The 20,560-nt window shown below is 70.0% G+C and carries 19 protein-coding genes and 2 pseudogenes; 5 read left to right on the top strand and 16 right to left on the bottom strand.

Annotation, left to right across the window (positions count from 1 at the left end; genetic code table 11):
- Positions 1–25: 25 nt before the first annotated feature.
- From KYY02_RS31070 to KYY02_RS31055, 4 genes are read right to left on the bottom strand one after another with little or no spacing between them, the layout of a single operon-like run.
- Positions 26–1,003 (bottom strand): LnmK family bifunctional acyltransferase/decarboxylase, encoded by a 978-nt coding sequence (locus KYY02_RS31070; RefSeq protein ID WP_371243859.1) that lies wholly within the window; start codon positions 1,001–1,003, stop codon positions 26–28.
- Between the two features lie 27 nt (positions 1,004–1,030).
- Positions 1,031–2,821, bottom strand: coding sequence for an acyl-CoA dehydrogenase family protein (locus KYY02_RS31065; protein WP_371243857.1), 1,791 nt, complete (start codon positions 2,819–2,821; stop codon positions 1,031–1,033).
- A 47-nt stretch (positions 2,822–2,868) separates the two neighbouring features.
- The gene (locus KYY02_RS31060) at positions 2,869–4,074 is read right to left on the bottom strand and encodes a beta-ketoacyl-[acyl-carrier-protein] synthase family protein (RefSeq protein ID WP_371243862.1); all 1,206 of its coding nucleotides are present in this window, start codon (positions 4,072–4,074) and stop codon (positions 2,869–2,871) included.
- A gap of 8 nt (positions 4,075–4,082) precedes the next feature.
- Positions 4,083–4,304, bottom strand: coding sequence for an acyl carrier protein (locus KYY02_RS31055; RefSeq protein WP_371243856.1), 222 nt, complete (start codon positions 4,302–4,304; stop codon positions 4,083–4,085).
- A 305-nt stretch (positions 4,305–4,609) separates the two neighbouring features.
- Between KYY02_RS31055 and KYY02_RS34040 the strand changes: the two are divergent.
- Both KYY02_RS34040 and KYY02_RS31050 read left to right on the top strand, forming a co-directional pair.
- A pseudogene (locus KYY02_RS34040) lies at positions 4,610–4,741 on the top strand (hypothetical protein); the annotation flags it as partial.
- 64 nt (positions 4,742–4,805) lie between these two features.
- Positions 4,806–5,396, top strand: coding sequence for a winged helix-turn-helix domain-containing protein (locus KYY02_RS31050; RefSeq protein ID WP_442538181.1), 591 nt, complete (start codon positions 4,806–4,808; stop codon positions 5,394–5,396).
- On the opposite strand, the gene KYY02_RS31045 is transcribed toward KYY02_RS31050, so the two are convergent.
- The 4 genes and pseudogenes from KYY02_RS31045 to KYY02_RS34090 all read right to left on the bottom strand — a co-directional run.
- Complete coding sequence (locus KYY02_RS31045) at positions 5,345–6,109, bottom strand: ISAs1 family transposase (RefSeq protein WP_371243855.1); 765 nt, start codon at positions 6,107–6,109, stop codon at positions 5,345–5,347. The genes KYY02_RS31050 and KYY02_RS31045 overlap by 52 nt on opposite strands.
- The gene (locus tag KYY02_RS31040) at positions 6,022–6,522 is read right to left on the bottom strand and encodes a transposase family protein (RefSeq protein ID WP_371243854.1); all 501 of its coding nucleotides are present in this window, start codon (positions 6,520–6,522) and stop codon (positions 6,022–6,024) included. Before KYY02_RS31040 ends, KYY02_RS31045 begins: the two co-directional genes overlap by 88 nt.
- A gap of 112 nt (positions 6,523–6,634) precedes the next feature.
- Complete coding sequence (locus KYY02_RS31035; protein WP_503167881.1) at positions 6,635–7,612, bottom strand: HsdM family class I SAM-dependent methyltransferase; 978 nt, start codon at positions 7,610–7,612, stop codon at positions 6,635–6,637.
- A gap of 143 nt (positions 7,613–7,755) precedes the next feature.
- Positions 7,756–7,926: pseudogene (locus KYY02_RS34090) on the bottom strand (type I restriction-modification system subunit M N-terminal domain-containing protein); the annotation flags it as partial.
- Between the two features lie 152 nt (positions 7,927–8,078).
- Between KYY02_RS34090 and KYY02_RS31025 the strand changes: the two are divergent.
- A complete protein-coding gene (locus tag KYY02_RS31025; protein ID WP_371243853.1) occupies positions 8,079–8,210 on the top strand; it encodes a hypothetical protein in 132 nt (43 codons plus the stop codon).
- 184 nt (positions 8,211–8,394) lie between these two features.
- On the opposite strand, the gene KYY02_RS31020 is transcribed toward KYY02_RS31025, so the two are convergent.
- Both KYY02_RS31020 and KYY02_RS31015 read right to left on the bottom strand, forming a co-directional pair.
- Positions 8,395–9,723, bottom strand: coding sequence for a class I SAM-dependent RNA methyltransferase (locus KYY02_RS31020; protein WP_371243852.1), 1,329 nt, complete (start codon positions 9,721–9,723; stop codon positions 8,395–8,397).
- 67 nt (positions 9,724–9,790) lie between these two features.
- The gene (locus tag KYY02_RS31015; protein ID WP_371243849.1) at positions 9,791–11,836 is read right to left on the bottom strand and encodes an APC family permease; all 2,046 of its coding nucleotides are present in this window, start codon (positions 11,834–11,836) and stop codon (positions 9,791–9,793) included.
- Between the two features lie 1,009 nt (positions 11,837–12,845).
- Here KYY02_RS31015 and KYY02_RS31010 point away from each other — a divergent pair.
- Entirely contained in the window at positions 12,846–13,517 is a 672-nt protein-coding gene (locus KYY02_RS31010) for a potassium channel family protein (protein ID WP_371243847.1), read from the top strand.
- Positions 13,517–14,185 carry a potassium channel family protein gene (locus KYY02_RS31005; protein ID WP_125503764.1) on the top strand — a complete coding sequence of 223 codons (669 nt, stop codon included), beginning with the start codon at positions 13,517–13,519 and terminating at the stop codon, positions 14,183–14,185. The genes KYY02_RS31010 and KYY02_RS31005 overlap by 1 nt, the downstream gene beginning before the upstream one ends.
- A 57-nt stretch (positions 14,186–14,242) precedes the next feature.
- Here KYY02_RS31005 and KYY02_RS31000 read toward each other — a convergent pair whose 3' ends face one another.
- The 6 genes from KYY02_RS31000 to KYY02_RS30975 form a co-directional block, all read right to left on the bottom strand.
- Complete coding sequence (locus KYY02_RS31000; protein WP_371243845.1) at positions 14,243–15,007, bottom strand: DUF3159 domain-containing protein; 765 nt, start codon at positions 15,005–15,007, stop codon at positions 14,243–14,245.
- 3 nt (positions 15,008–15,010) lie between these two features.
- The gene (locus KYY02_RS30995) at positions 15,011–15,409 is read right to left on the bottom strand and encodes an OB-fold nucleic acid binding domain-containing protein (protein WP_371243843.1); all 399 of its coding nucleotides are present in this window, start codon (positions 15,407–15,409) and stop codon (positions 15,011–15,013) included.
- A 99-nt stretch (positions 15,410–15,508) separates the two neighbouring features.
- Positions 15,509–16,189, bottom strand: coding sequence for a response regulator (locus tag KYY02_RS30990; protein ID WP_371243841.1), 681 nt, complete (start codon positions 16,187–16,189; stop codon positions 15,509–15,511).
- A complete protein-coding gene (locus KYY02_RS30985) occupies positions 16,186–18,738 on the bottom strand; it encodes a DUF4118 domain-containing protein (protein WP_371243836.1) in 2,553 nt (850 codons plus the stop codon). Before KYY02_RS30985 ends, KYY02_RS30990 begins: the two co-directional genes overlap by 4 nt.
- 54 nt (positions 18,739–18,792) lie before the next feature.
- A complete protein-coding gene (locus KYY02_RS30980; protein ID WP_371243834.1) occupies positions 18,793–19,485 on the bottom strand; it encodes an ABC transporter ATP-binding protein in 693 nt (230 codons plus the stop codon).
- Positions 19,486–19,803: 318 nt separating this feature from the next.
- Complete coding sequence (locus KYY02_RS30975; protein ID WP_371243832.1) at positions 19,804–20,559, bottom strand: DUF3710 domain-containing protein; 756 nt, start codon at positions 20,557–20,559, stop codon at positions 19,804–19,806.
- Position 20,560: the final 1 nt, after the last annotated feature.

Raw genomic sequence — 20,560 nt, 5'->3', positions numbered from 1 at the left:
GTTTGCTACACAGCCCCCCCACTCCTCACTGCGGTCCTGCGGTGTGGACACGAAAGGACGCGACGGCCAGGGCGCGGTCGCCCGCAGTGTCCTGGATGAGGATGTCGGCCCGCTCGTGGTGCTGGTTCTCGGGATCGCGCGCGAGGCGTAGATGAAGGCGCAGTGTCGCATCGAGATCGGCGTTGCCGAGATAGCAGATCCGTATGTCCTGGAGCGAACGGTCGAGGAACGCCCGGTCGGTCCGGCCAAGGCCACGCCAGAGTTCCAGCAGTGCCCCCTCCGCGATGCTGAGGAACGAGGCGAAGTACATGAGCCCGACACCGTTGATGTCGCGTGTCACATCTACGCGATGGTTGACGATCAGCTGGTCGCCCGACGGGGTGTAGTGGGCCGTGGCCGGATCGTGAAAACGATGGTCGGCCCTGGCTTGTCTGCACGGTGTCTTCGGTGAGTAGACGTCGGGCAATTCCGGGAGGCGCGTGTGGTCGAAGCCGACAGGTGGGGTGTGCACCAGTCCGACATTGGTGTGGCCGGCCCCGCGGGTGAGCCAGTGGTTGAGGTTTTCCACGTACAGGCAGTCGGGCCGTGGCCGTTCGTGAAATTCCTCGAGGTCGAACGAGGCGTCGAGCTCGGTGGCTCCCTGGGGAAGCCTTCGGATGCGGTGGAGGGTCAGCACCGAGCGGCGGCCTTGGGAGAAGACTCGGGTGATGACTTCCAGTCTGTCCCCGAAGGTGATCCGCTCAGGGGTGAGATGGCCTCCGGAGCGAATGCGGAAGTAGTGGAACGCCAGGTAAGCGGCGCGCCCCTGGGCGTCCTGGGCGTTGAAGACATCGAGTCCGCAGACGGTGCTGACGCTTTCCCAGGTCCAGTCACCGACCCTGGCGGCAAACAGTGCGGTGGGCCCGCACATCCCTGGTTGTACGGTCACGAGCCTGCGGACGTCCGCCGGGCCGGTCTGTTCGATGCGGGTGACGGGCGACGCGGATGCGAGAGTCACACTCACGGCAGGGTACCTCTTCACTGGTAACTGTCAGGCGTGGAAGTCGGTGAGCCCTGGGCGGAGTGCTGGGGCGCGCAGAAGCTCGTCCGTGAGGCCGAACCCGTCGACGAGCAGGTCCGCATAGGGCAGCACACGGGTACTGAGCGCTTCCAGCAGAGTCGGGATACGAGTGACCTGATGTGGGGTGAGCGTTCCGTGGGCCAGGTGCCATGCGGCGTCCCGCTCCGTGAGGCCCAGCCCGTAGAGCGCCGCCAGCAGGCCGAGTGCCTCACGGGTGCGTGGGGTGGTGGCTTGGGTGGCGGCCGTGTGAAGTTCCTCGAGGGCCAGTTCGCGTCCTCGGGACTCAGCAAGGGTGAGCGCCGCATTGATGTGATGGTTCCAGGCGTCGAACAGGGAGCTCCCGCCGCGGATCTCACGGCGCATGGCATACGCCGTGGTGTCGGTCAGGCGCGACTGGCGGAACCGTGTCAGTTCACGGTGGAAGGAGGGGTCGGTCAGGCTCCTTCCCTGCGGCTCGGGGGTGCCGGTGTCCGTGGCGGGGGGGTGGGCAAGGAGTTCGTTGCCCGCCTTCGCCAGGAGAGGCAGGTTGTCGCCTTCGGCCGTGACCACGCCCTGGGCCATGGCGATGTAGTCCGCGATGCGGTTGGCGGAGAACATACCCTGCGCCCCGGTGCGTTCGCGGCAGGTGGTGAGGACGTCGGTCATCGACCAGCTGCTGACAACTTTGGTGAGGGAGATCAGGTGGTTGGTGTCATCGCTGACTCCGGTGCGTACGAATGCGCGTTTCGTGCTGTTGACGAGAAACGTCATGGCGTAGACGTCGGCGAGCGCCCGGAAGAGTGCCGTCTGCTGGCTTCGGTAGGCGATGACGGGCACGTCGCTCTCGCCCGGTGCGAAAGTTTTGCGCTGTCGCGCGTACCTCAGGGCGATGTACAGGCTGGCACGCCCGGCCGCGACGAGGGCGGAGGCCAGACAGAGCCTGCCGGGCTGTACCCGCTCGAGGGAAGTGAGGAACCGCCGTCGCCGGCTGGGTATCGTGCTCTCGAAGGTGCCGTCCGGCATGAGCCGTCCCATGGCTCCGCCCAGCAGATTGCGGCGAGGCAGGCGTACGCCGTCGAACCAGGTGACGCCGTTGTCCAGAGCGAGACCGGGTTTGTCCGGCAGGGCTGTGGCCCGCACGCCTGGGAGAAGGCCTTCGGCGTCGCAGATTCTGACGATGAAGGGAAAGATGCCTCGGTCGGTGTCCTGGACGACAAGCCTGGCCATCACGACCGCGATCTTCGGAATGTCCTGGATGCCGGTGTACGGCATGAACTTCTGCGCCTGCGGGTCCGGCGTGCTCAGAACGAACTCATCGGCCAGCGGGTCGTACACGGCCCTGGTGCGCATCGCTGCCGCGTTGTTCCCGAAGCCCAGTTCGGTGACCATCAGCATGCCGACCGACCGCATGGTGGCGAGCTCTTCAATGATGTCGTCGAGGTCGTCGCGCCCTGCGCTGTGGTGCAGGAGGGTTCCCAGACAGAGGTTGTAGTGGCTCATGAGCAGGGGCAGTGTGGTCGTGTCCATCAGCGACGGCCATTCGCTGAGCGCGAAGAGGCGAAGGGGGTCGTCGAGGACTTTCTGCGCGGGCCCGGTACGTGCGTGGACGAGGCGGCTCCGGTCGTATGCGAGTCTCCCCTGCTGGGTGGCGTCGAGCCCGCTGCGCGGCGCGAAGAGCGGATCCGAGACCGTGTCGCGGAGATCTGCGTGGACGTTGTCGAAGGTTCCGTCGAAGACCAGCCGGATCAGCTCGTCGCGGTCCTCGGATGTGCTGGAGGGCATGGTGTGGATGTGTTCTTTCCCTGTGTCTTGACTGTGGACCGCAAGCGTCAGACTGCGAAGGCGAGACTGACGTTGTGGCCGCCGAAACCGGCCGAGTTGGTGAGTGCGTACGAGGTGGCGACAGGGCGCGGCCGGCCAGTCACGACATCGAGCGTGATGGCGGGATCCAGTCGTTCCAGGTTCGCGGTCGGCGGGAGGGTCTGGCGGGAAAGTGACAGAACAGTCAGTGCCGCCTCGATCGCGCCGGCCGCGCCAAGGGTGTGACCGGTGACCCCTTTGGTGGATGTCACAGGGACTTCCGCTCCGAAGAGGAGCCGGATCGCCTCCGCTTCCACGGCATCGTTCAGCTGGGTCGAGGTGCCGTGGGCGTTGATATGTCCGACCTGCTCCGGCTGCAACCCGGCGTCCGTACAGGCACGGCGCATCGCCTGTTCAATCCCCCGCCCCTGCGGGTGCGGGGCGGTGACGTGGCTGGCGTCTGCTGATGCTCCGTACCCGACGAGTTTTGCCCGTACGTCCGCGCCGCGCCGTCGGGCATGGTCGAGGCGCTCCAGGATCAGTACCCCCGCTCCTTCGCCGATGACGAAGCCGTCGCGGTTCGCGTCGAAGGGCCGGGATGCACTGGAAGGTCGCGCGGACTGACGGGACAATGCTCCCATCCGGGCGAAGCCGGTGACGAATGTGGGCGAGATCGCGGCTTCCGTGCCACCGGCGATCACCACGTCGCAGGCACCCGAGACCAGCAGGTCGCGTGCGACACCGATCGCGGTGGCACCCGACGCGCAAGCAGTGGCCGTCACCAGGTTGGGGCCGGTGGCGTCGAATTCGATGGCGAGTCGGCCGGAGACCATGTTGACCAGCGCCATGGGATGGAAGAGCGCGGATACTCCCTTGGGCCCCCTCTCCAGGAAGCCGGCGTGCTGGCTTTCGAAGGTGGCCACACCGCCTGCCGCCGAGCCGATCACCACGCCCACCCGGGTTCCGTCCCAGTGGGCGGGCTCCAGACCCGAGTCGGACACTGCCTCCCGGGCGGCCAGGAGCGACAGTTGGACAAACCTGTCCAGACGCCACGCCTCGGCCGCACCGAATTGGGCGTCCGCATCGTACGGAGGGACACGGCAGGAGATTCCCACCGGGGCGGAGGCCAGAGCAGGGTCCTCGGTGGCGGTGCCGACACCTGCGCAGACACCTCGCCAAGTCAGTTCAGTTCCCACACCGGCGGGCGATACCAACCCCAGCCCCGTCACGGCCACTTCACGGCTCACCGGTCGGCGGCCGCGTGTATGTCGAGGGCTTGCGCGGCTTCGGCCAGCGTTGCTCCCTTCCTGATCTCACCCTCCGCCATGACGATTCCGAGCTGGCCTTCGATGATGTCGGTGAGTTCGACGAGGGCGAGCGAATCGACGTCGAGTTCCTCGAACGTGGCGGCGGGATGCAACTCCGCAGCGTCGACACCGAGTTTGTTCGTCAGCAGCTCGACCAAGCGATCGTACATAGCAGTCATAGCAATGCCCTTTCTTGCCGCACAGTGCGGAATAAATCTCCCGCACTGTAACGCTAGTTGATCTTTTCGAGGTTAACGAATTACTTCAAATGGGTGAACCATCAGTTACTTCATGGCGATGTGCGCGCATTGCGTGATTCGAATACCCGGAGGGCGTTTACCCAAATTAAGGGCAGCATGCGGTTTATGTCGCTGCCCCATTTCGATATGGTTCAGCACCGCATATTGATCCGAAACGCTTTGGGTTCAGGCTCGTTGACAGTGTGTGAGTGATTTGGTGGGGGATGCGCGGACTTGGTCACCGGACGCGCAGGAGGCTGTGCGGTTGCTGGCGGTGTCGGCGCCTCGTGGAGGGCCGGGACCGGGTGGAGGTTGCCGCTCTGTTCAGGGTGTCGGTCAGGGCCGTGGACAACTGGTGGGTGAGGTGGCAGGCTGGCGGGCGGGACGCGTTGTTGTCCCGGCTGCGGGGCCGGCGCGCGGGTGAACATCAGGTTCTGTCCGAGGCCGAGCAGGCCGCCGTGCGGCAGGCCGTTCTCGACCACACCCCGTCCGGCCTGGGGCTTTCGGGCCAGCTGTGGACGCCGGGGGCAGATAGGTCGGCTGATCTTCAAGCTGTACGGGGCCCGCTTCACCGAGCCCGGGGTGGGCAAGTACCTCAAACGCTGGGGGCTGACCTTCCAGCGGCCGGACAAGCGGGCTGTCGAACAGGATCCGGAAGCGGTCCGAACGTGGCACGAGGAGACCTGGCCGGCGATCTGGGCCCGGGCGAAGGCTGATGACGGCGAGATCCTGTTCGCCGACCAGGTCGGGATCCGCTCGGATCAGGTCATCGGCCGCACCTGGGGTATGAAGGGGAAGACTCCGGTGGTTCGCCGCACGGGGAACCGGTTCTCCGTGAACGCGATGTCCGCGATCAGCACCCGCGGCCGGATGCACTTCATGGTCTTCACCGAGGCGTTCGACGCGACGGTCATGTGCCGCTTCCTCGCCCGGATCGTCGGGCCAGGGGCGATGCGTTCTCAAACTGCGAGTCGGAGCATGGCTGTCGCGTGCCGGGGGCGTGACCGGTAGTGATCGGCTGCGGCAGCGATGTTGGTCCAGCCTGCTTGGCGCATGAGTCCGATGGCAAGGTTGCGCAGGGTGGCCATGGCGCGAGGTGCGGTGCCGGTGCGCACTCGCGAGGCGTCCTCACCGAATGTCACGTCTCTGACGTGGTGCATGGCTTCAACTGACCAGTGGTTTTGGATGAGTTCGGCGAGTTGTGCCGGGCCGGCTTGTCCGGGCGGGAGGCTGGTGACTGCGTAGACGGTCTTCGTCTCGACCTTGCCGGTCTTGCGGTGGGGGCGGCGGCGCTTGATCTCCATGGCCTGGACGGAGTGGGGGAAGAGCAGTCCGGGGCGGACGGTGCAGACCTTCGGGCGGCGGGCCTCGCGGCGGCCGTGCCCGGTCCCGGTGGTGCGGGCCTGCAGCGGGATCTGGCGCCAGGGCAGGTGTCGCAGCTGCTTGCGCAGCTTTTTCTGGTTCCCCTTGGCCACCAGGAGGTAGTGGCCGCCGGCGGTGATGACGTGCTCGGCGTGGGCGCGCTGGGTGTGCATCGCGTCGGCGGTGACGACGACGCCGCGCAGGTCGATCCGGTCCAGCAGTGGGGCGAAGGCGGGGATTTCGTTGCTTTTCGCGGCGACCTGGCGCTGGGCGATCACCATCTGGCAGGCGTGGAGCGCGGCGGCGAGCAGGTGGACGGTCGCGCCGTCGGTGCGGGATCCGCGCACCGTCTTGCCGTCCACGGCCAGACCGACCAGCGTGCCATCGGCCTCGTCGACCGGGTCGGCGGCGTACCGGCGAGCCAGGTGCCCACGGCGTCATCGAGCGCGTCGCCGTTCAGGCGGGCGAGGAGCCGTCCCAGTGTGGAGGCGTTCGGGGTGCTGGAAGCCAGCCCGAATTGTTCGCGCAGGTCGGAATCGGTGTCGGCGGCGAAGCGGGCAATGGCGGCCAGGGATGTGGCTCCGCCGAGGACGGCGACCAGGCACAGCGCGAGCAGGGAGCCCAAGCGGTAACGGCGGCCCCGGACCCGGCGGGGATCGGGTATCCGCTCCAGCACTTCGGCCAGGGCGGTGAACTGCTGCGGTTCCGGCTCCAGGCAGGCGGAGTCGATGTCCTCGCAGTGTCGCTGCAGGACACCGATCAGGGAAGATGACACGCGAACGCGACCCCTGTTCGTGATCAAAGGCTTCGACAACCTTGATCATCAGGGGTCGCGTCTCTCGTTGCCGAACCGGGCGAACCGCACGCAGCGGCGCATACACAGGCGATCAGCTCATCTCGCCAGCTGAGAACGCATCAGCCCTGGGGCGCATCCTGGTCCAGAACGATGTGCCGTCGATGAGTTGGACCTTGCCCTCGCGGTCGGGGTGCTTGGTGTTGTCGAGGATCCAGATGTAGGTGGCGATGCCGGTGTTGAAGAACATGTTGGTCGGCAGCGCGACGATCGCCTCGACCAGGTCGTTCTCCAGAAGCCACCTGCGGATGTTGGAAGGGCCCGACTCGGCGGCACCGTTGAACAGCGGCGAGCCGTTCATGACGATGCCGACGCGGCCGCCGCCGTCCTCAGGTGCGCGCATCTTGTGGGCCAAGTGGAGCAGGAAGAGCATCTGGCAGTCCGAGGTCGCGGGGAGTCCCGGCGCGAAGCGGCCGTAGGGGCCGGCGGAGTCGCGCTCCTCCTTGACTGCCTTGGCGTACTGCTTCCAGTCCACCCCGTAGGGCGGGTTGGACATGCAATAGTCGAACTGGCGGCCCTTGAAAGCGTCGTCGGTGAGCGTGTTGCCGAAGGCGATGTTGGTCGCGTCGTGGCCCTTGGCGAGCAGGTCGGACTTGCAGATGGCGTACGACTGCGGGTTGTACTCCTGGCCGTACAGGCTCAGCTTCGCTTCGGGGTTCTCGGCGAGCAGGTGTTCCTCTGCCAGGGAGAGCATGCCGCCCGTGCCGGCGGTGGGGTCGTACAGCGACCGGATGATGCCGCCCTCGGTGAGGTCGACGTCCTTCTCCGCGAAGAGCAGGTCGACCAGCAGCCGGATCGCGTCGCGCGGCGTGTAGTGGTCTCCTGAGGTCTCGTTCGCGGCCTCGTTGAACTTGCGGATGATGTACTCGAACGCACCCCCCATGTCTGCGTTGGACACCACGCCGGGATGCAGGTCGACGGCGCCGAAGGACTTGACGATCTCGCGCAGGAGCCCGGCCTTCTCCAGGGCCAGGATCTCCTTCTTGAAGTCGAAGAACTCGAACACGTCCACGTCGGCGGAGAACCGGTCGATGTAGTCGGCGAGGTTGTCCGCCAGCCCGTCGGCGTCGGCCAGCAGGTTCGCGAACTCGTAGTTGGAGGTGTTGTAGAACGTTCGGCCCGTGACCTTCTTGACCTCGACCTTGAGCCGGTTCGGGTTCTCGTGCTCGCAGCCGGCTCCCGTACCGCCGCGCGGTCCGGCTCGAGGATGCGGTCGAGCCGTCTCAAGATCGTGAACGGGAGAATCACCGTCCCGTACTGGTTGGGGCGGTAGGGGCCCCGAAGCTGGTCAGCGATTGACCAGATGAAGCTACCGAGCGTGCTCACAAGGTTCCTCACGAGAACCGTCTAGCAGTGCCGATCACTCTGCCGGAGGCAGCAGCCAGCGTCCCATGGTTCAGCTATGGGACCTCCTCGACGTGCTCTTGCCGATCGCCCCCGGAGCCTGCGCGTGCTGCGGAGCGGAACTTGCCTAAGCGTTGGAGGATGGCAAAAACGAACCAGGCTCGTCGGACTTCCACTACGGCGAGATGAAGATGCGCCGGCACGACACCGAGGCACCTCTGGGCAAGCAACTGCTCCTGAGCGTGCACTGGACAGTGGCCGGATGAGAGTTGCGGGTCGTTCGTGCCCTCACCTCCCGCAGGAGGACTCCGGCCCAGCGTCACCGCAGGAAGAACCAACTGACTCCCCATCAGAACGAGCGTCAAACGAGCGTCACGAGCGTCATTTCAGCGTCAAGATATCGCCCGTAACGCCCACACCGCACATAATGCGCACGGGCAAAACCGCAGGTCAAGAGCCCTTTGCGGTCGGTTCAAGGATGGCGACACACTCCACGTGGTGGGTCATCGGGAACAGGTCGAACACCCGCAACGTCCGCACCCGGTACCCTCCGTCCCGGAAGTACGCCAGGTCCCGCGCCAGCGCCGCCGGGTCGCACGCCACGTACGCGATCCGACGCGCTCCCAGGGACGACAGGTGCTCCACCGTCTTGCGGCCGGCACCGGCGCGCGGCGGGTCGAGGACGACGAGGTCGACCTCGGTGATGCCGGTGCGGGGCAGGACGGACTCGACCTTGCCCTGTTCGATGCGGACGCGGGGGAAGTCCGCGAGGTTGTGGCGGGCGTCCTCCACCGCGCGCTTGCCGGACTCGATGCCGAGGACCGCGCCCGACTCGCCGACCCGGTCGGCCAGGGCGCCCGCGAACAGGCCGACGCCGCAGTACAGGTCGAGGGCCATGTCGCCCTTGCGGGGCAGCAGGCCCTGCATGACGGCGGTGACGAGGGTGTCGGCGGCCTTCGGGTGGACCTGCCAGAAGCCACCGCCGGCGACGCGGTGGGTGCGGCCGTCCGCGCGCTCGCGGACGAAGGGGCGGCCGTGGACGCGGTGGAGCTGCCCGGAGCGCTCGTCGACGCGCATGACCGAGACGGGGCGGTCGAGCTCGACCAGGGGGAGGCGGGCGCCGGGCTTGGGGGTCAGGACCACCTGGCGGTCCTGGGAGCCGGTCGCGGCGATCGCCTCGACGGAGTCCATGCCCGTCCAGTCCCGCTTCTCGATGCCCAGCTCGCTGACGCCCTCCGCAGCGATCATGCAGTGGTCGATCGGCTCGACCTCGTGCGAGCGGTGTCGGCGCAGTCCCGCGCGGCCGTCGGCGGTGACGGCGTACTGCACGCGCGTGCGCCACGCCGGGACCTGGCCGGCGGGCACCTTGTCGCCCTCGGCTGGCACCACGGTGCCGTCCCAGCCTGCTTCCTCGGGGGTCAGTCCGGCCAGGCGCCGGAGCTGCTCGGCGACGACCTCGCCCTTCAGCCGGCGCTGGGCGCCCGGCTTGGCGTGCTGCCAGTCGCAGCCGCCGCAGCGGCCGGGTCCGGCGAAGGGACAGGGGGCGTCGATCCGGTCCTTGGAGGCGTCCAGCACCCGCACCGCGTCCGCGCGGAGGAAGCGGGCCCCCTCCTCGCCCTCCGTGACCTGCGCGACGACGCGTTCGCCGGGCAGGGCGTGCCGGACGAAGAGGACCTGGCCCTCGGTCGTACGGGCGATGCAGTGGCCTCCGTGGGCGACGGGTCCGACCTCGACCTCGTACTCCTCCCCCACCAGCGATTTCCTCGGTTCTGCCTGCATGGCGGGGTGACTCCACAACATCGAGAGCGGGCGGACCCCTCAGGGCCCGGGACGACAGCCCACCAGTCTACGTGTGCGAGGAGGGTCCCTTCGCCCGCTCCTTCGGTCCGCGGCGCACCGAGCCGGGGGCGGCCCACTCCTGCCGCCTGCGGGCGCGCTTCTTGGCGACCTCGGAGGACTGGAGCTGGTACGGCACCGAGGTCACCATCACACCCGGCGTGAACAGCAGCCGGCCCTTGAGCCGCAGCGCGCTCTGGTTGTGCAGCAGGTGCTCGTACCAGTGGCCGACCACGTACTCGGGGATGATCACGGAGACCACGTCGCGCGGGGATTCCCTGCGCAGGCCCTTGACGTACTCGATCACCGGGCGGGTGACCTCCCGGTACGGCGAGTCGAGCACCTTGAGGGGCACCTCGATGCCGCGCCGCTCCCACTCCTCGCGCAGCGCCCTGGTCTCGTCCGGGTCCACGTTGACGCTGAGCGCCTCCAGGGTGTCGGAGCGCATCAGCCTGGCGTAGGCGAGCGCACGCAGCGTGGGACGGTGGATCTTGGAGATCAGGACCACCGAGTGGACGCGGGAGGGCCGCACCATGTCGTCGCCGGGGGCCTCGGGGGCTGCGATCTCCTCGGCGACGCGGTCGTAGTGCTTACGGATCGCCGTCATCGTCGCGTAGAAGATGCACATGCCGAGCAGCGCGACCCAGGCGCCGTGGGTGAACTTGGTGACGAGGACGACGACCAGGACCAGGCCGGTGAAGAAGGCGCCGAAGGTGTTGATGGCCCGGGAGCGGATCATCCGGCGGCGCTTGGCCTGGTTCTTCTCGGTGGCCAGCAGCCGGTTCCAGTGCCGCACCATGCCGGTCTGGCTGAGGGTGAAGGACACGAACACGCCGACGATGTAGAGCTGGATCAGCCGCGTGGAGTCGGCGCCGTAGATCCACACCAGCAGCCCGGCGGCGCCCGCGAGCAGCAGGATGCCGTTGGAGAAGGCGAGGCGGTCGCCACGGGTGTGCAGCTGGCGGGGGAGGTAGCGGTCCTGGGCGAGGATCGAGCCGAGCAGCGGGAAACCGTTGTAGGCGGTGTTCGCGGCGAGGAACAGCACCAGCGCGGTGGCGGCGGCGAGGATCATGAACAGGAGGCTGCCGTGGCCGAAGACGGCCTCGGCGACCTGGGAGATCACCGGGTCCTGGACGTAGTCGGGACCGAGCGGGGCACCGTCGTGGACCAGGTCCTTGGCGGGGTTCTCCGCCATGCGGACGTCGGTGGCGGCGGCCAGCGCGATGATGCCGCAGAACATGGTGACGGCGAGCAGGCCCATCATGGCGAGCGTGGTCGCGGCGTTCCGCGACTTGGGCTTGCGGAAGGCGGGCACGCCGTTGGAGATCGCCTCGACACCGGTGAGCGCGGCGCAGCCGGAGGAGAAGGCGCGCAGCAGCAGGAAGACCAGGGCGAAGCCGGCGAGGCCGGGATGTTCGGGCTTGATCTCGAAGTCCGCGGTCGGCGCCCGCATCTCGTCGCCGAGCACGATCCCGCGGAAGGCCCCCCACGCGATCATGAGGAAGACGCCGGCGACGAAGACGTACGTGGGGACCGCGAAGAGCGTGCCCGACTCCTTGACCCCGCGCAGGTTCATCAGCGTCAGCAGTACGATCACGCCGACCGCGCAGGCCACCTTGTTCTCGACGACGAACGGGACCGCCGAACCCAGGTTCTCGATCCCGGAGGAGATCGACACGGCGACGGTGAGGACGTAGTCGACGAGCAGGGCGCTGGCGACGGTCAGTCCGGACTTGGGGCCGAGGTTGGTGGTGGCCACCTCGTAGTCGCCGCCGCCGCTCGGGTACTCACGGACGTTCTGCCGGTAGGAGGCGACCACGGTGAACATCAGCACCACGACCGCGACGGCGATCCAGGGGCTGAAATGGTACGCCGACAGTCCCGCGATCGACAGGACCAGCAGCACCTCGCCGGGGGCGTACGCCACGGAGGAGAGCGGGTCGGAGGCGAAGACGGGGAGTGCGACGCGCTTCGGCAGCAGCGTTTCGCCCAGCCGGTCACTGCGCAGTGCGCGCCCGATCAGAATCCGTTTGGGCACGTCGGTCAATTTGGACACAGCAGTGGATCGTAAGCCTTCCGGTCAGGGGCCGCCCAACCGCCGCCCCACATCCATACGGCATCCATACGGCTCCGTCCTCCGGGCGGGATCGCCGGAGGACGGGGCGCGAATTCCGCAGGTCACAGAAGTTCCATGCCGATATGACTGACCCGGCCGTCGTCGTCACGCCCCGTGGAGGTCCCCTGCAGACCACCGCACATGATCGGCTCCGCGGCCTCCTCGTCGGTCTCGGCGTCCCCACCGCGGCCAGCGTGCGCAGCATCACTCGCCGCTGACCGTCCCGGGTGCGCGCCCGGCGACTCCGGCGCGCGGGGACTCCGGTGCCGACGACGGCCACCCGCGTCGACGGCACCGTGCAGCCGACGGCACCGTGCAGGCGCACGCCCCCGCCACCGTGCCGGGCCGGGCGCGGTGCAGGGGTCCTCGCCGCCGAGCCGGCCGTGCGGGAAGGCGGCCGCGAAGACGTCGCCGGCCCCGTCGGAGTCGACGACCGGCGCCGGGGGCCCGGCCGCGGGGACGTCGGGTCAGCTCGCCGTCGGCCGGCAGGTACGCGCCCTCGGCGCCCGCGGTGACGACGGTCCGGGCCCGGCCCCGCGCGGCGACCTCGCGCAGGACGGCCCCGGGCCGGTCAGGGCGGCGGGGAGGAGGACGAGGTCCGCGGTGGGGGCGGAGGGCTCCTGGCAGGGTCCGGCGCCGTCCCGCTCGTGCGGGTCGGCCGGGATCGTCCCGCCCGCACCGCGCAGGACGAGGACGTCGGTCCCGGCGGTCCTGGCTGGTTCTCTCCTTGCCCCGGGGCTCGGTCGTGCCCGGGCGGTGCGGATACGTTGGACCCGGCACGCGAACACGACGGCCGGGCCCCGGAGGGCGTCGGGACCGCGATCCCCCGGCATGATGTTGCCCGGCGGCCCGCACGCAGGCCGCGATGTTTGCCTGGCGAGCCGAAAGAGAGACATGAGCACGAAGGTCATGAAGGTCGAACGGCCTGCAGGAAGCGCGGTGTGACGCGATGCATATTGTCATCATGGGCTGTGGAAGGGTGGGTTCCGACCTGGCCCAGACCCTGGAGGAACAGGGGCACACGGTCGCCGTGATCGACCAGGACCCCACCGCCTTCCGCCGGCTGGGCTCCTCGTTCGGCGGCCGCCGGGTCACCGGCGTCGGTTTCGACCAGGACACCCTGCGCGAGGCGGGCATCGAGGAGGCGGGTGCCTTCGCCGCCGTCTCCAGCGGCGACAACTCCAACATCATCGCCGCGCGGGTGGCCCGGGAGATGTTCGGCATCGAACACGTCGCCGCCCGCATCTACGACCCCCGCCGTGCGGAGGTCTACCAGCGCCTGGGCATCCCCACCGTGGCGACCGTGCGATGGACGGCCGACCAGATGCTGCGCCGGCTGCTCCCCTCGGGCGCCGAGCCGCTGTGGCGCGATCCCACCGGCGGGGTCCAGCTCGCCGAGGTGCACACCTCCACGGCCTGGGTGGGGCACAGGATCAGCAGGCTGCAGGACGAGACCGGCGTGCGCGTGGCCTTCCTGACCCGGCTCGGCGAGGCGATCCTGCCCAGTTCGCAGACGGTGCTGCAGGAGGGGGACCTGGTGCATGTGATGATGCGCACCGATGAGATCGACCGCGTCGAGGCGGCGTTCGCCAAGGGTCCCGAACAGGAGGGCGCTCACTGATGAGGGTCGCCATTGCCGGAGCCGGCGCCGTCGGCCGCTCGATCGCGGGCGAGCTGCTGGAGAACGGCCACGAGGTCCTGCTGATCGACAAGGCGCCGACCGCCATCTCGGTCGAGCGCGTGCCGCAGGCGGAGTGGCTGCTCGCCGACGCCTGCGAGATCACCTCCCTGGACGAGGCGGCGCTCCAGCGCTGCAACGTCGTCATCGCCGCGACCGGCGACGACAAGGTCAACCTGGTCGTGTCGCTGCTCGCCAAGACCGAGTACGGCGTCCCGCGCGTCGTCGCCCGGGTGAACAACCCGAAGAACGAGTGGCTGTTCAACGAGTCCTGGGGCGTGGACGTCGCCGTCTCCACCCCGCGTCTGATGTCGGCCCTGGTGGAGGAGGCGGTGAGCGTCGGCGACCTGGTCCGGCTGCTGCGCTTCAGCCACGGTGACGCCAACCTGGTCGAGCTGACCCTGCCGGAGGAGTCGGCGCTGGCCGGCACGCAGGTCGGGGACGTCCAGTGGCCGCAGGACACCTCGCTGGTCACCATCATCCGCGGCACGCGCGTCCTGACGCCGACCCGGGAGGACTCCCTGGAGGCCGGCGACGAACTCCTCTTCGTGGCCGCCCAGGCCCGCGAGGAACAGCTGGAGGACCTGCTCTCCGTGCGCAGGGAGTCGTGAAGAAGCGGGGGCGCCCGGAGGACTCCGGGCGCCCCCGCTTCTTCACGGATGTACGGGCTACGGCTCGTGGCGGTGACGGCCGGCCGTCGTCGCCCCGCCGCTCCCCTGCGCGGCGGCGGCCTTGCGCTCCTCCTCCGCGCGTTCCTCCGCCTCCATCTCGGCGAAGACGTCGATCGGCGGCGGCGCCTTCGTCAGGAACACCCAGGTCAGGTACACCGCGAGCAGGAACGGCGGGATCTTCAGCGCGACCAGCACCCAGCCCAGCTGGGTGGTGTCCGCCCACCAGTACAGCGGGAACAGGATCGCGCTCTTGCCGAGCAGGATCAGCCCCCAGGCCCAGCTGGCCTTGGTGTACGCCTTCTTCCGGCCGGGGTTGCGGGTGCGCCAGGAGAGGTTCTCCTTGAAGACGGGTCCCAGCATCAGACCGATCAGCGGGACGCCCGCCATCGCCGTGACGATGTACGCCAGGGCCAGGCCCAGCGTGTACAGCATGCCCGGCAGGTAGAAGTCCTTGGCCTCGCCGGTCATCATCGCGAAGACCACGCCGAAGGCGACGCCGAAGACGCCGCTGAAGGCGTGCTTGACGGTGTCCTTGCGCACCAGGCGGACCACGACCATCACCAGCGCCACGGCGAGCGCCGCGATCGCCGACATGTGCAGGTCCTTGTTGACCGTGTAGACGCTGACGAAGAGGAGCCCGGGGAGCACCGTCTCGACCATGCCCCGCACCCCGCCGAAGGCTTCGAAGAGGGCGGCTTCGGTCACCGCCCGGGCGTCGTCCGCGGATGTGTCTTCGGTCGTCGGCTTGTCGAGTGACGTCACCGGCTACTCCCGTCCGAGGGGTCTCAGTTCGTATTTCGGATTGAACAGCACCCGGCGGCCCCGGCTCATCGAGATCCGGCCCGATGCGATCAGCTTGCGCCCCGGTTCTATCCCCACGATGGAGCGCCTGCCGAGCCACACCACGTCGAGTGCGGCGGAGCCGTCGAACAGCTCGGCCTCCAGAGCCGGCACTCCCGCGCGCGGCCGCAGCGTGACCGTGCGCAAGGTACCAGTAACCGTGACGATCTGCCGGTCGCGGCAGTCGCCTATTCGCGTACAGCCGACCGTCTCGGCGTCCTCACGCAGCTCCTCGGACTCCAGGTCCTCCTGGGACGAGGAGAGCCGGTCGAGCATGCGCCGGAACCGGCCCGCCGGCTTCTCGGGGCGAGGAACAGCGCTCATGTCTGAAGCGTACCGGGGGCACTGACGGTCACGTACCCCCTGCCGCCCCGGTCCGAACGGGCACGGCCCCGGCCACCGTCGCGGTCACGCCGCCTGCCTTCACTTCTCGAAGCGGTAGCCCATGCCCGGCTCGGTGATCAGGTGCCGCGGATGCGACGGATCCGCCTCCAGCTTCCGCCGCAGCTGCGCCATGTACACGCGCAGGTAGTTCGTCTCCGTGCCGTACGACGGCCCCCACACCTCCCGCAGCAGCTGCTTCTGCGCCACCAGCCGGCCACCGGCCCGCACCAGCACCTCCAGCAGGTGCCATTCGGTGGGTGTCAGCCGCACGTCCCTGCCCTCACGGTTGACCTTCTTCGCGGCCAGGTCGACGGTGAAGGCGGCGGTCTCCACCACCAGGTCGCCCCCGTCGCCGGCGGGCTCCGAGCGGCGTACGGCGGCCCGCAGCCGGGCCAGCAGTTCGTCCATGCCGAAGGGCTTGGTGACGTAGTCGTCGGCCCCCGCGTCCAGTGCCTGGACCTTCTCGTCGGAGGCGTGCCGGGCGGACAGCACCAGGATCGGCACCCGGGTCCAGCCGCGCAGTCCCCTGATCACCTCGACACCGTCCGTGTCGGGCAGGCCGAGGTCGAGGACGACGACGTCGGGATGGCGGGCGGCGGCCGTACGGAGTGCGGCGGCGCCGTCGTGGGCGGAGTCGACCTCGTACGAGCGTGCCCTGAGGTTGATCACGAGGGCGCGCACGATGGCCGGGTCGTCGTCGACCACCAGGACACGGGTCATGAGGGCTGCCTTTCGGGTTCTGCGGCCGCTGCGGCCTGCGGGTTCTCCGGGTGCGCCGCGGCGGCGCGCAGGGTGAGCGCCATCGTGAGGCCGCCGCCGGGGGTGTCCTCGGCGTTCAGGGTGCCGCCCATGGCCTCGGCGAAGCCCCGGGCGACCGCCAGTCCCAGGCCGACACCGGCCCCGCGCGGTGCGTCACCGTGCCGCTGGAAGGGCTCGAAGATGTGCTCCTTGGCCTCGTCGGGCACGCCGGGGCCGCGGTCCACCACCCGCACCTCGACCCGGTCGGCGAGGGCGCTCGCGGCGACCAGGACGGGCAGGCCAAGGGGGCTGTACTTCACGGCGTTCTCGATCACGTTGGCCATCGCCCGCTCCAGCAGCCCCGGATCCGCGGCGACCATGGGCAGGGCCTCGGGGACGTCCAGGGTCACGCTGCCCTCGGGCACCCCGCCGAGCGCCATCGGCACCACCTCGTCCAGGTCGATCCCCCGGATCAGAGGGGTGACCGTGCCGGTGTGCAGCCGGGACATGTCCAGCAGGTTGCCCACCAGGTGGTCCAGGCGGTCGGCGCCGTCCTCGATGCCCTCCAGCAGCTCGGCCCGGTCCTCGGGAGACCATTCGACGTCCTCGGAGCGCAGCGAGGAGACGGCGGCCTTGATCCCGGCCAGCGGGGTGCGCAGGTCGTGGCTGACGGCGGCCAGGAGGGCGGTGCGGATGCGGTTGCCCTCGGCGAGGGCGAGGGCCCGGCCGGCCTGCTCGCGCAGCCGGCGGCGGTCCAGGACGACGGCGGCCTGCGCGGCGAAGGCGGCCAGGACCCTGCGGTCCTCGGCAGGCGGCACCCGGCCGGTCAGCGCCAGCGCCATGTGGTCGCCGACCGGCACCTCCACGTCCGCGTCCTCGGGCCGTCCGACCGGGCGTCCGAGCCCCGCCCGGCCCGCGCAGGTCCACGGCTCGATGTCGCCCGCGCGTTCGAGGAGGGCGGCGGACTCCATGCCGAAGGTCTCCCGGACCCGCTCCAGCAGGTCCTCCAGGCCGGTCTCCCCGCGCAGCACGTTGCCGGCGAGGAAGGACAGGATCTCCGACTCGGCACGCAGCCGGGCCGCCTGGTGGGTGCGCCGGGCCGCGAGGTCGACCACGGACGCCACCGCCGCGCCCACCGTGGCGAAGACCACTATGGCGGTGATGTTCTTCGGGTCGGAGACGGTCCAGTGGTGCAGGGGCGGGGCGTAGAAGTAGTTCAGCAGCAGCGAGCCGACCGCCGCGGAGGCCAGCGCCGGCCAGAGCCCGCCGAGCAGGGCCGCCGCCACCGTCAGGGCCAGGAACAGCAGCATGTCGTTGGCGAGTCCCAGGTCCACGGTGCTGAGCAGCACCGCCACCGCCGCCGGGCCCGTCACGCCGACCGCCCAGCCCCAGACCAGCCGGGAGCGCCCGAGCCGTGCGCCCCGGGCGCCGGGCAGCCCGCGGCCCTTGGCGACCTCCTCGTGGGTGACGATGTGCACGTCCAGGTCGGGGCCCGAGTCGCGGGCGACGGTCGCGCCGACACCGGGTCCGAAGACGTACTGCCAGGCCGGGCGGCGCGAGGAGCCGAGCACGATCTGGGTGGCGTTGGCCCCGCGCGCGAAGGCGAGCAGGGCGGCCGGCACGTCGTCGCCGACGACGTGGTGGAAGGTGCCGCCGAGATCCTCCACCAGGGTGCGCTGCTCGGCCAGCTCCCCGGGCGAGGCCGCGGTGAGCCCGTCGCTGCGGGAGATGTAGACGGCGAGCAGTTCGCCGCCGGCGCCCTTCTCCGCCAGCCGCGCGGCCCGCCGGAGCAGGGTGCGGCCCTCCGGGCCGCCGGTCAGGCCGACGACGATCCGCTCGCGGGAGCCCCATATCGCCGAGACCTCGTGCTCGCTGCGGTAGCGCTGGAGGTGGGCGTCGACCCGGTCGGCCACCCACAGCAGCGCCAGCTCCCTGAGCGCGGTGAGGTTGCCGGGGCGGAAGTAGTTGGACAGGGCGGCGTCGACCTTGTCCGGCTGGTGGATGTTGCCGTGCGCCATGCGGCGGCGCAGCGCCTCGGGCGTCATGTCGACCAGCTCGATCTGGTCCGCCCGCCGCACCACCTCGTCCGGTACGGTCTCCCGCTCCCGTACGCCGGTGATCGACTCCACGACGTCGCCCAGCGACTCCAGGTGCTGGATGTTGACCGTGGACAGGACGTCGATCCCGGCCGCGAGCAGCTCCTCCACGTCCTGCCAGCGCTTGGCGTTGCGCGAGCCGGGGACGTTGGTGTGGGCGAGCTCGTCGACGAGGGCCACGCGGGGACGGCGGGCGAGGACGGCGTCGAGGTCCATCTCCGTCAGAACGGCCCCGCGGTGTTCGACGTTCCGGTGCGGGATCTGCTCCAGTCCCCGCAGCAGCGCCTCGGTACGGGGTCTGCCGTGCGGCTCGGCGAAGGCCACCACGCAGTCGGTGCCGCGTTCGGCACGGCGGTGGGCCTCGGAGAGCATCGCGTACGTCTTGCCGACGCCCGGTGCCGCACCGAGATGGATCCGAAGGTTGCCGCGTCCCATGACCTCATTGTCTTCCCCCGTGAGACCCGGCCGGGTGCGGGGTCCCGGCGGGGGTCAGTGCTCGACGATCCCGCCGTCGCTCAGCTCCAGGACGCGGTCGGCGAGGCCGAGGAGGGTGGTGTCGTGGGTGGCGACGAGCGCGGTGACGCGCTCGCTGCGGACGACCGCGCGCAGCAGCTCCATCACGGCGTGCCCGGTCTCCGCGTCCAGCTGGCCGGTCGGCTCGTCGGCGATGAGGAGGGAGGGGTTGTTGGCGAGGGCGCGGGCGATGGCGACCCGCTGCTGCTGGCCGCCGGAGAGTTCGCCGGGCCGCTGGGCGGCGTGGTCGGCGAGGCCGACGAGGGACAGCAGCAGCTCGACGCGCTCCTCGCGCTCGTGCGGATCGGCACGGCGCAGCCGCAGCGGGACACCGACGTTCTCGGCGGCGGTGAGGATGGGGATGAGGCCGAAGGACTGGAAGACGAAGCCGACGTGGTCCCGGCGCAGGGCGAGCAGTCCGTTCTCGTCGAGGCCGGCGAGGTCGCTCCCGTCGACGTGGACCCGACCCCGGTCGGGGGTGTCGAGGCCGCCGACGATGTTCAGGAGCGTGGTCTTGCCGGATCCGGAACGTCCCTTGAGGGCGACCAGCTCGCCGCGCGGGACCTCGAAGGAGACGCCGCGCAGCGCGTGGACTGCGGCGGCTCCCGTACCGAAGGACCTGTGCACGTCCTCGACGCGCACCATCGTCTCGGTGACCACCTGACGCATGCGGCTGCCCTCCCCCGTGGACCGGGTGCCAGTATCCCCGCCCGGTGCCCGGTCGATCAATGGCCGGACCGGGCTGTCCCCGGCACACGGACGTGCACGCGAGTGCCACCGCGGGCGCTCGCGCCGCGGGGCGGCACGGGCGGGCGACGGGACGCCTCCCGCTCGAGCGGAGCCGGCAGTGGGGGAGGCGCCCGCCGGCGCCGGACCGCGCGACCCGCCGCCGGCCCGCCCTCACGCCGGGCACCGACGTCGGCTCGCGCACACGAAAGAGGCCGCACCCCGCCCGGCGTGCGGCCCTTCGGCCCGCCGGAAACCCGGCTAGCGCACCTCGGTGATCTCCGGTCCGCGCTGGAGCTGGCCCATGCCGCCGGCGAAGCGGGAGCCGCCCTCCTCCTGCTGTGTGTTCTCGGGGACCATCTGCGCGTCGTTCGGCAGCTTCAGGACGATCGGGTCCCGCGGAGCCATCGGGCCCTCGCCGCGCACCACGACCGTGTCCCGGAAGATCTGCTCGAGGAGCCCGGCGGCCTGCGGCTGCACCGCGCCCTGGCCCGAGATCACCCCGCGCAGGAACCAGCGGGGGCCGTCCACGCCGACGAACCGCACGACCTGGAAGCCGCCGGTGCCGTCGGGCAGTTGCACCGGCACCTGGGCCCGCAGTTCCCAGCCCAGAGGGCCCTCGGCCTCGTCGATGATGCCGCCCTGCTGGGTGATGCCGGCCGCGATCTCCTCGCGCACCTCGCCCCAGATGCCCTCCCGTTTGGGCGCGGCGAAGGCCTGCAGCTGGATGGCGCTGTCCCGCAGCACGACGGTGGCCGCGACGATCGCGTCGCCCGCGACCTCCACCCGCAGCTCCATGCCGTCGACACCGGGCACGAACAGACCGCCCAGATCGACCCGGCCCTCGCCGGGCTCACTGACCTCGCTGCTGTCCCAGGGTCCGTCGGGCCGCGGCGCCGGCTCGAGCCTCAGCCGCTCGGCCTCCTCGCCCGCCTCAGCGTCGACACCGTCGACGACCTGCTCGGCCTCGCCGGCCGCACCGTCGGCGGCATCCTTCTTCTTGCGACGTCCGAACACG

The organism is Streptomyces pimonensis (genome assembly GCF_041380215.1).
In the GTDB taxonomy this organism is placed as follows: domain Bacteria; phylum Actinomycetota; class Actinomycetes; order Streptomycetales; family Streptomycetaceae; genus Streptomyces; species Streptomyces pimonensis.
This window is presented reverse-complemented; position numbering and strand designations above follow the sequence as displayed.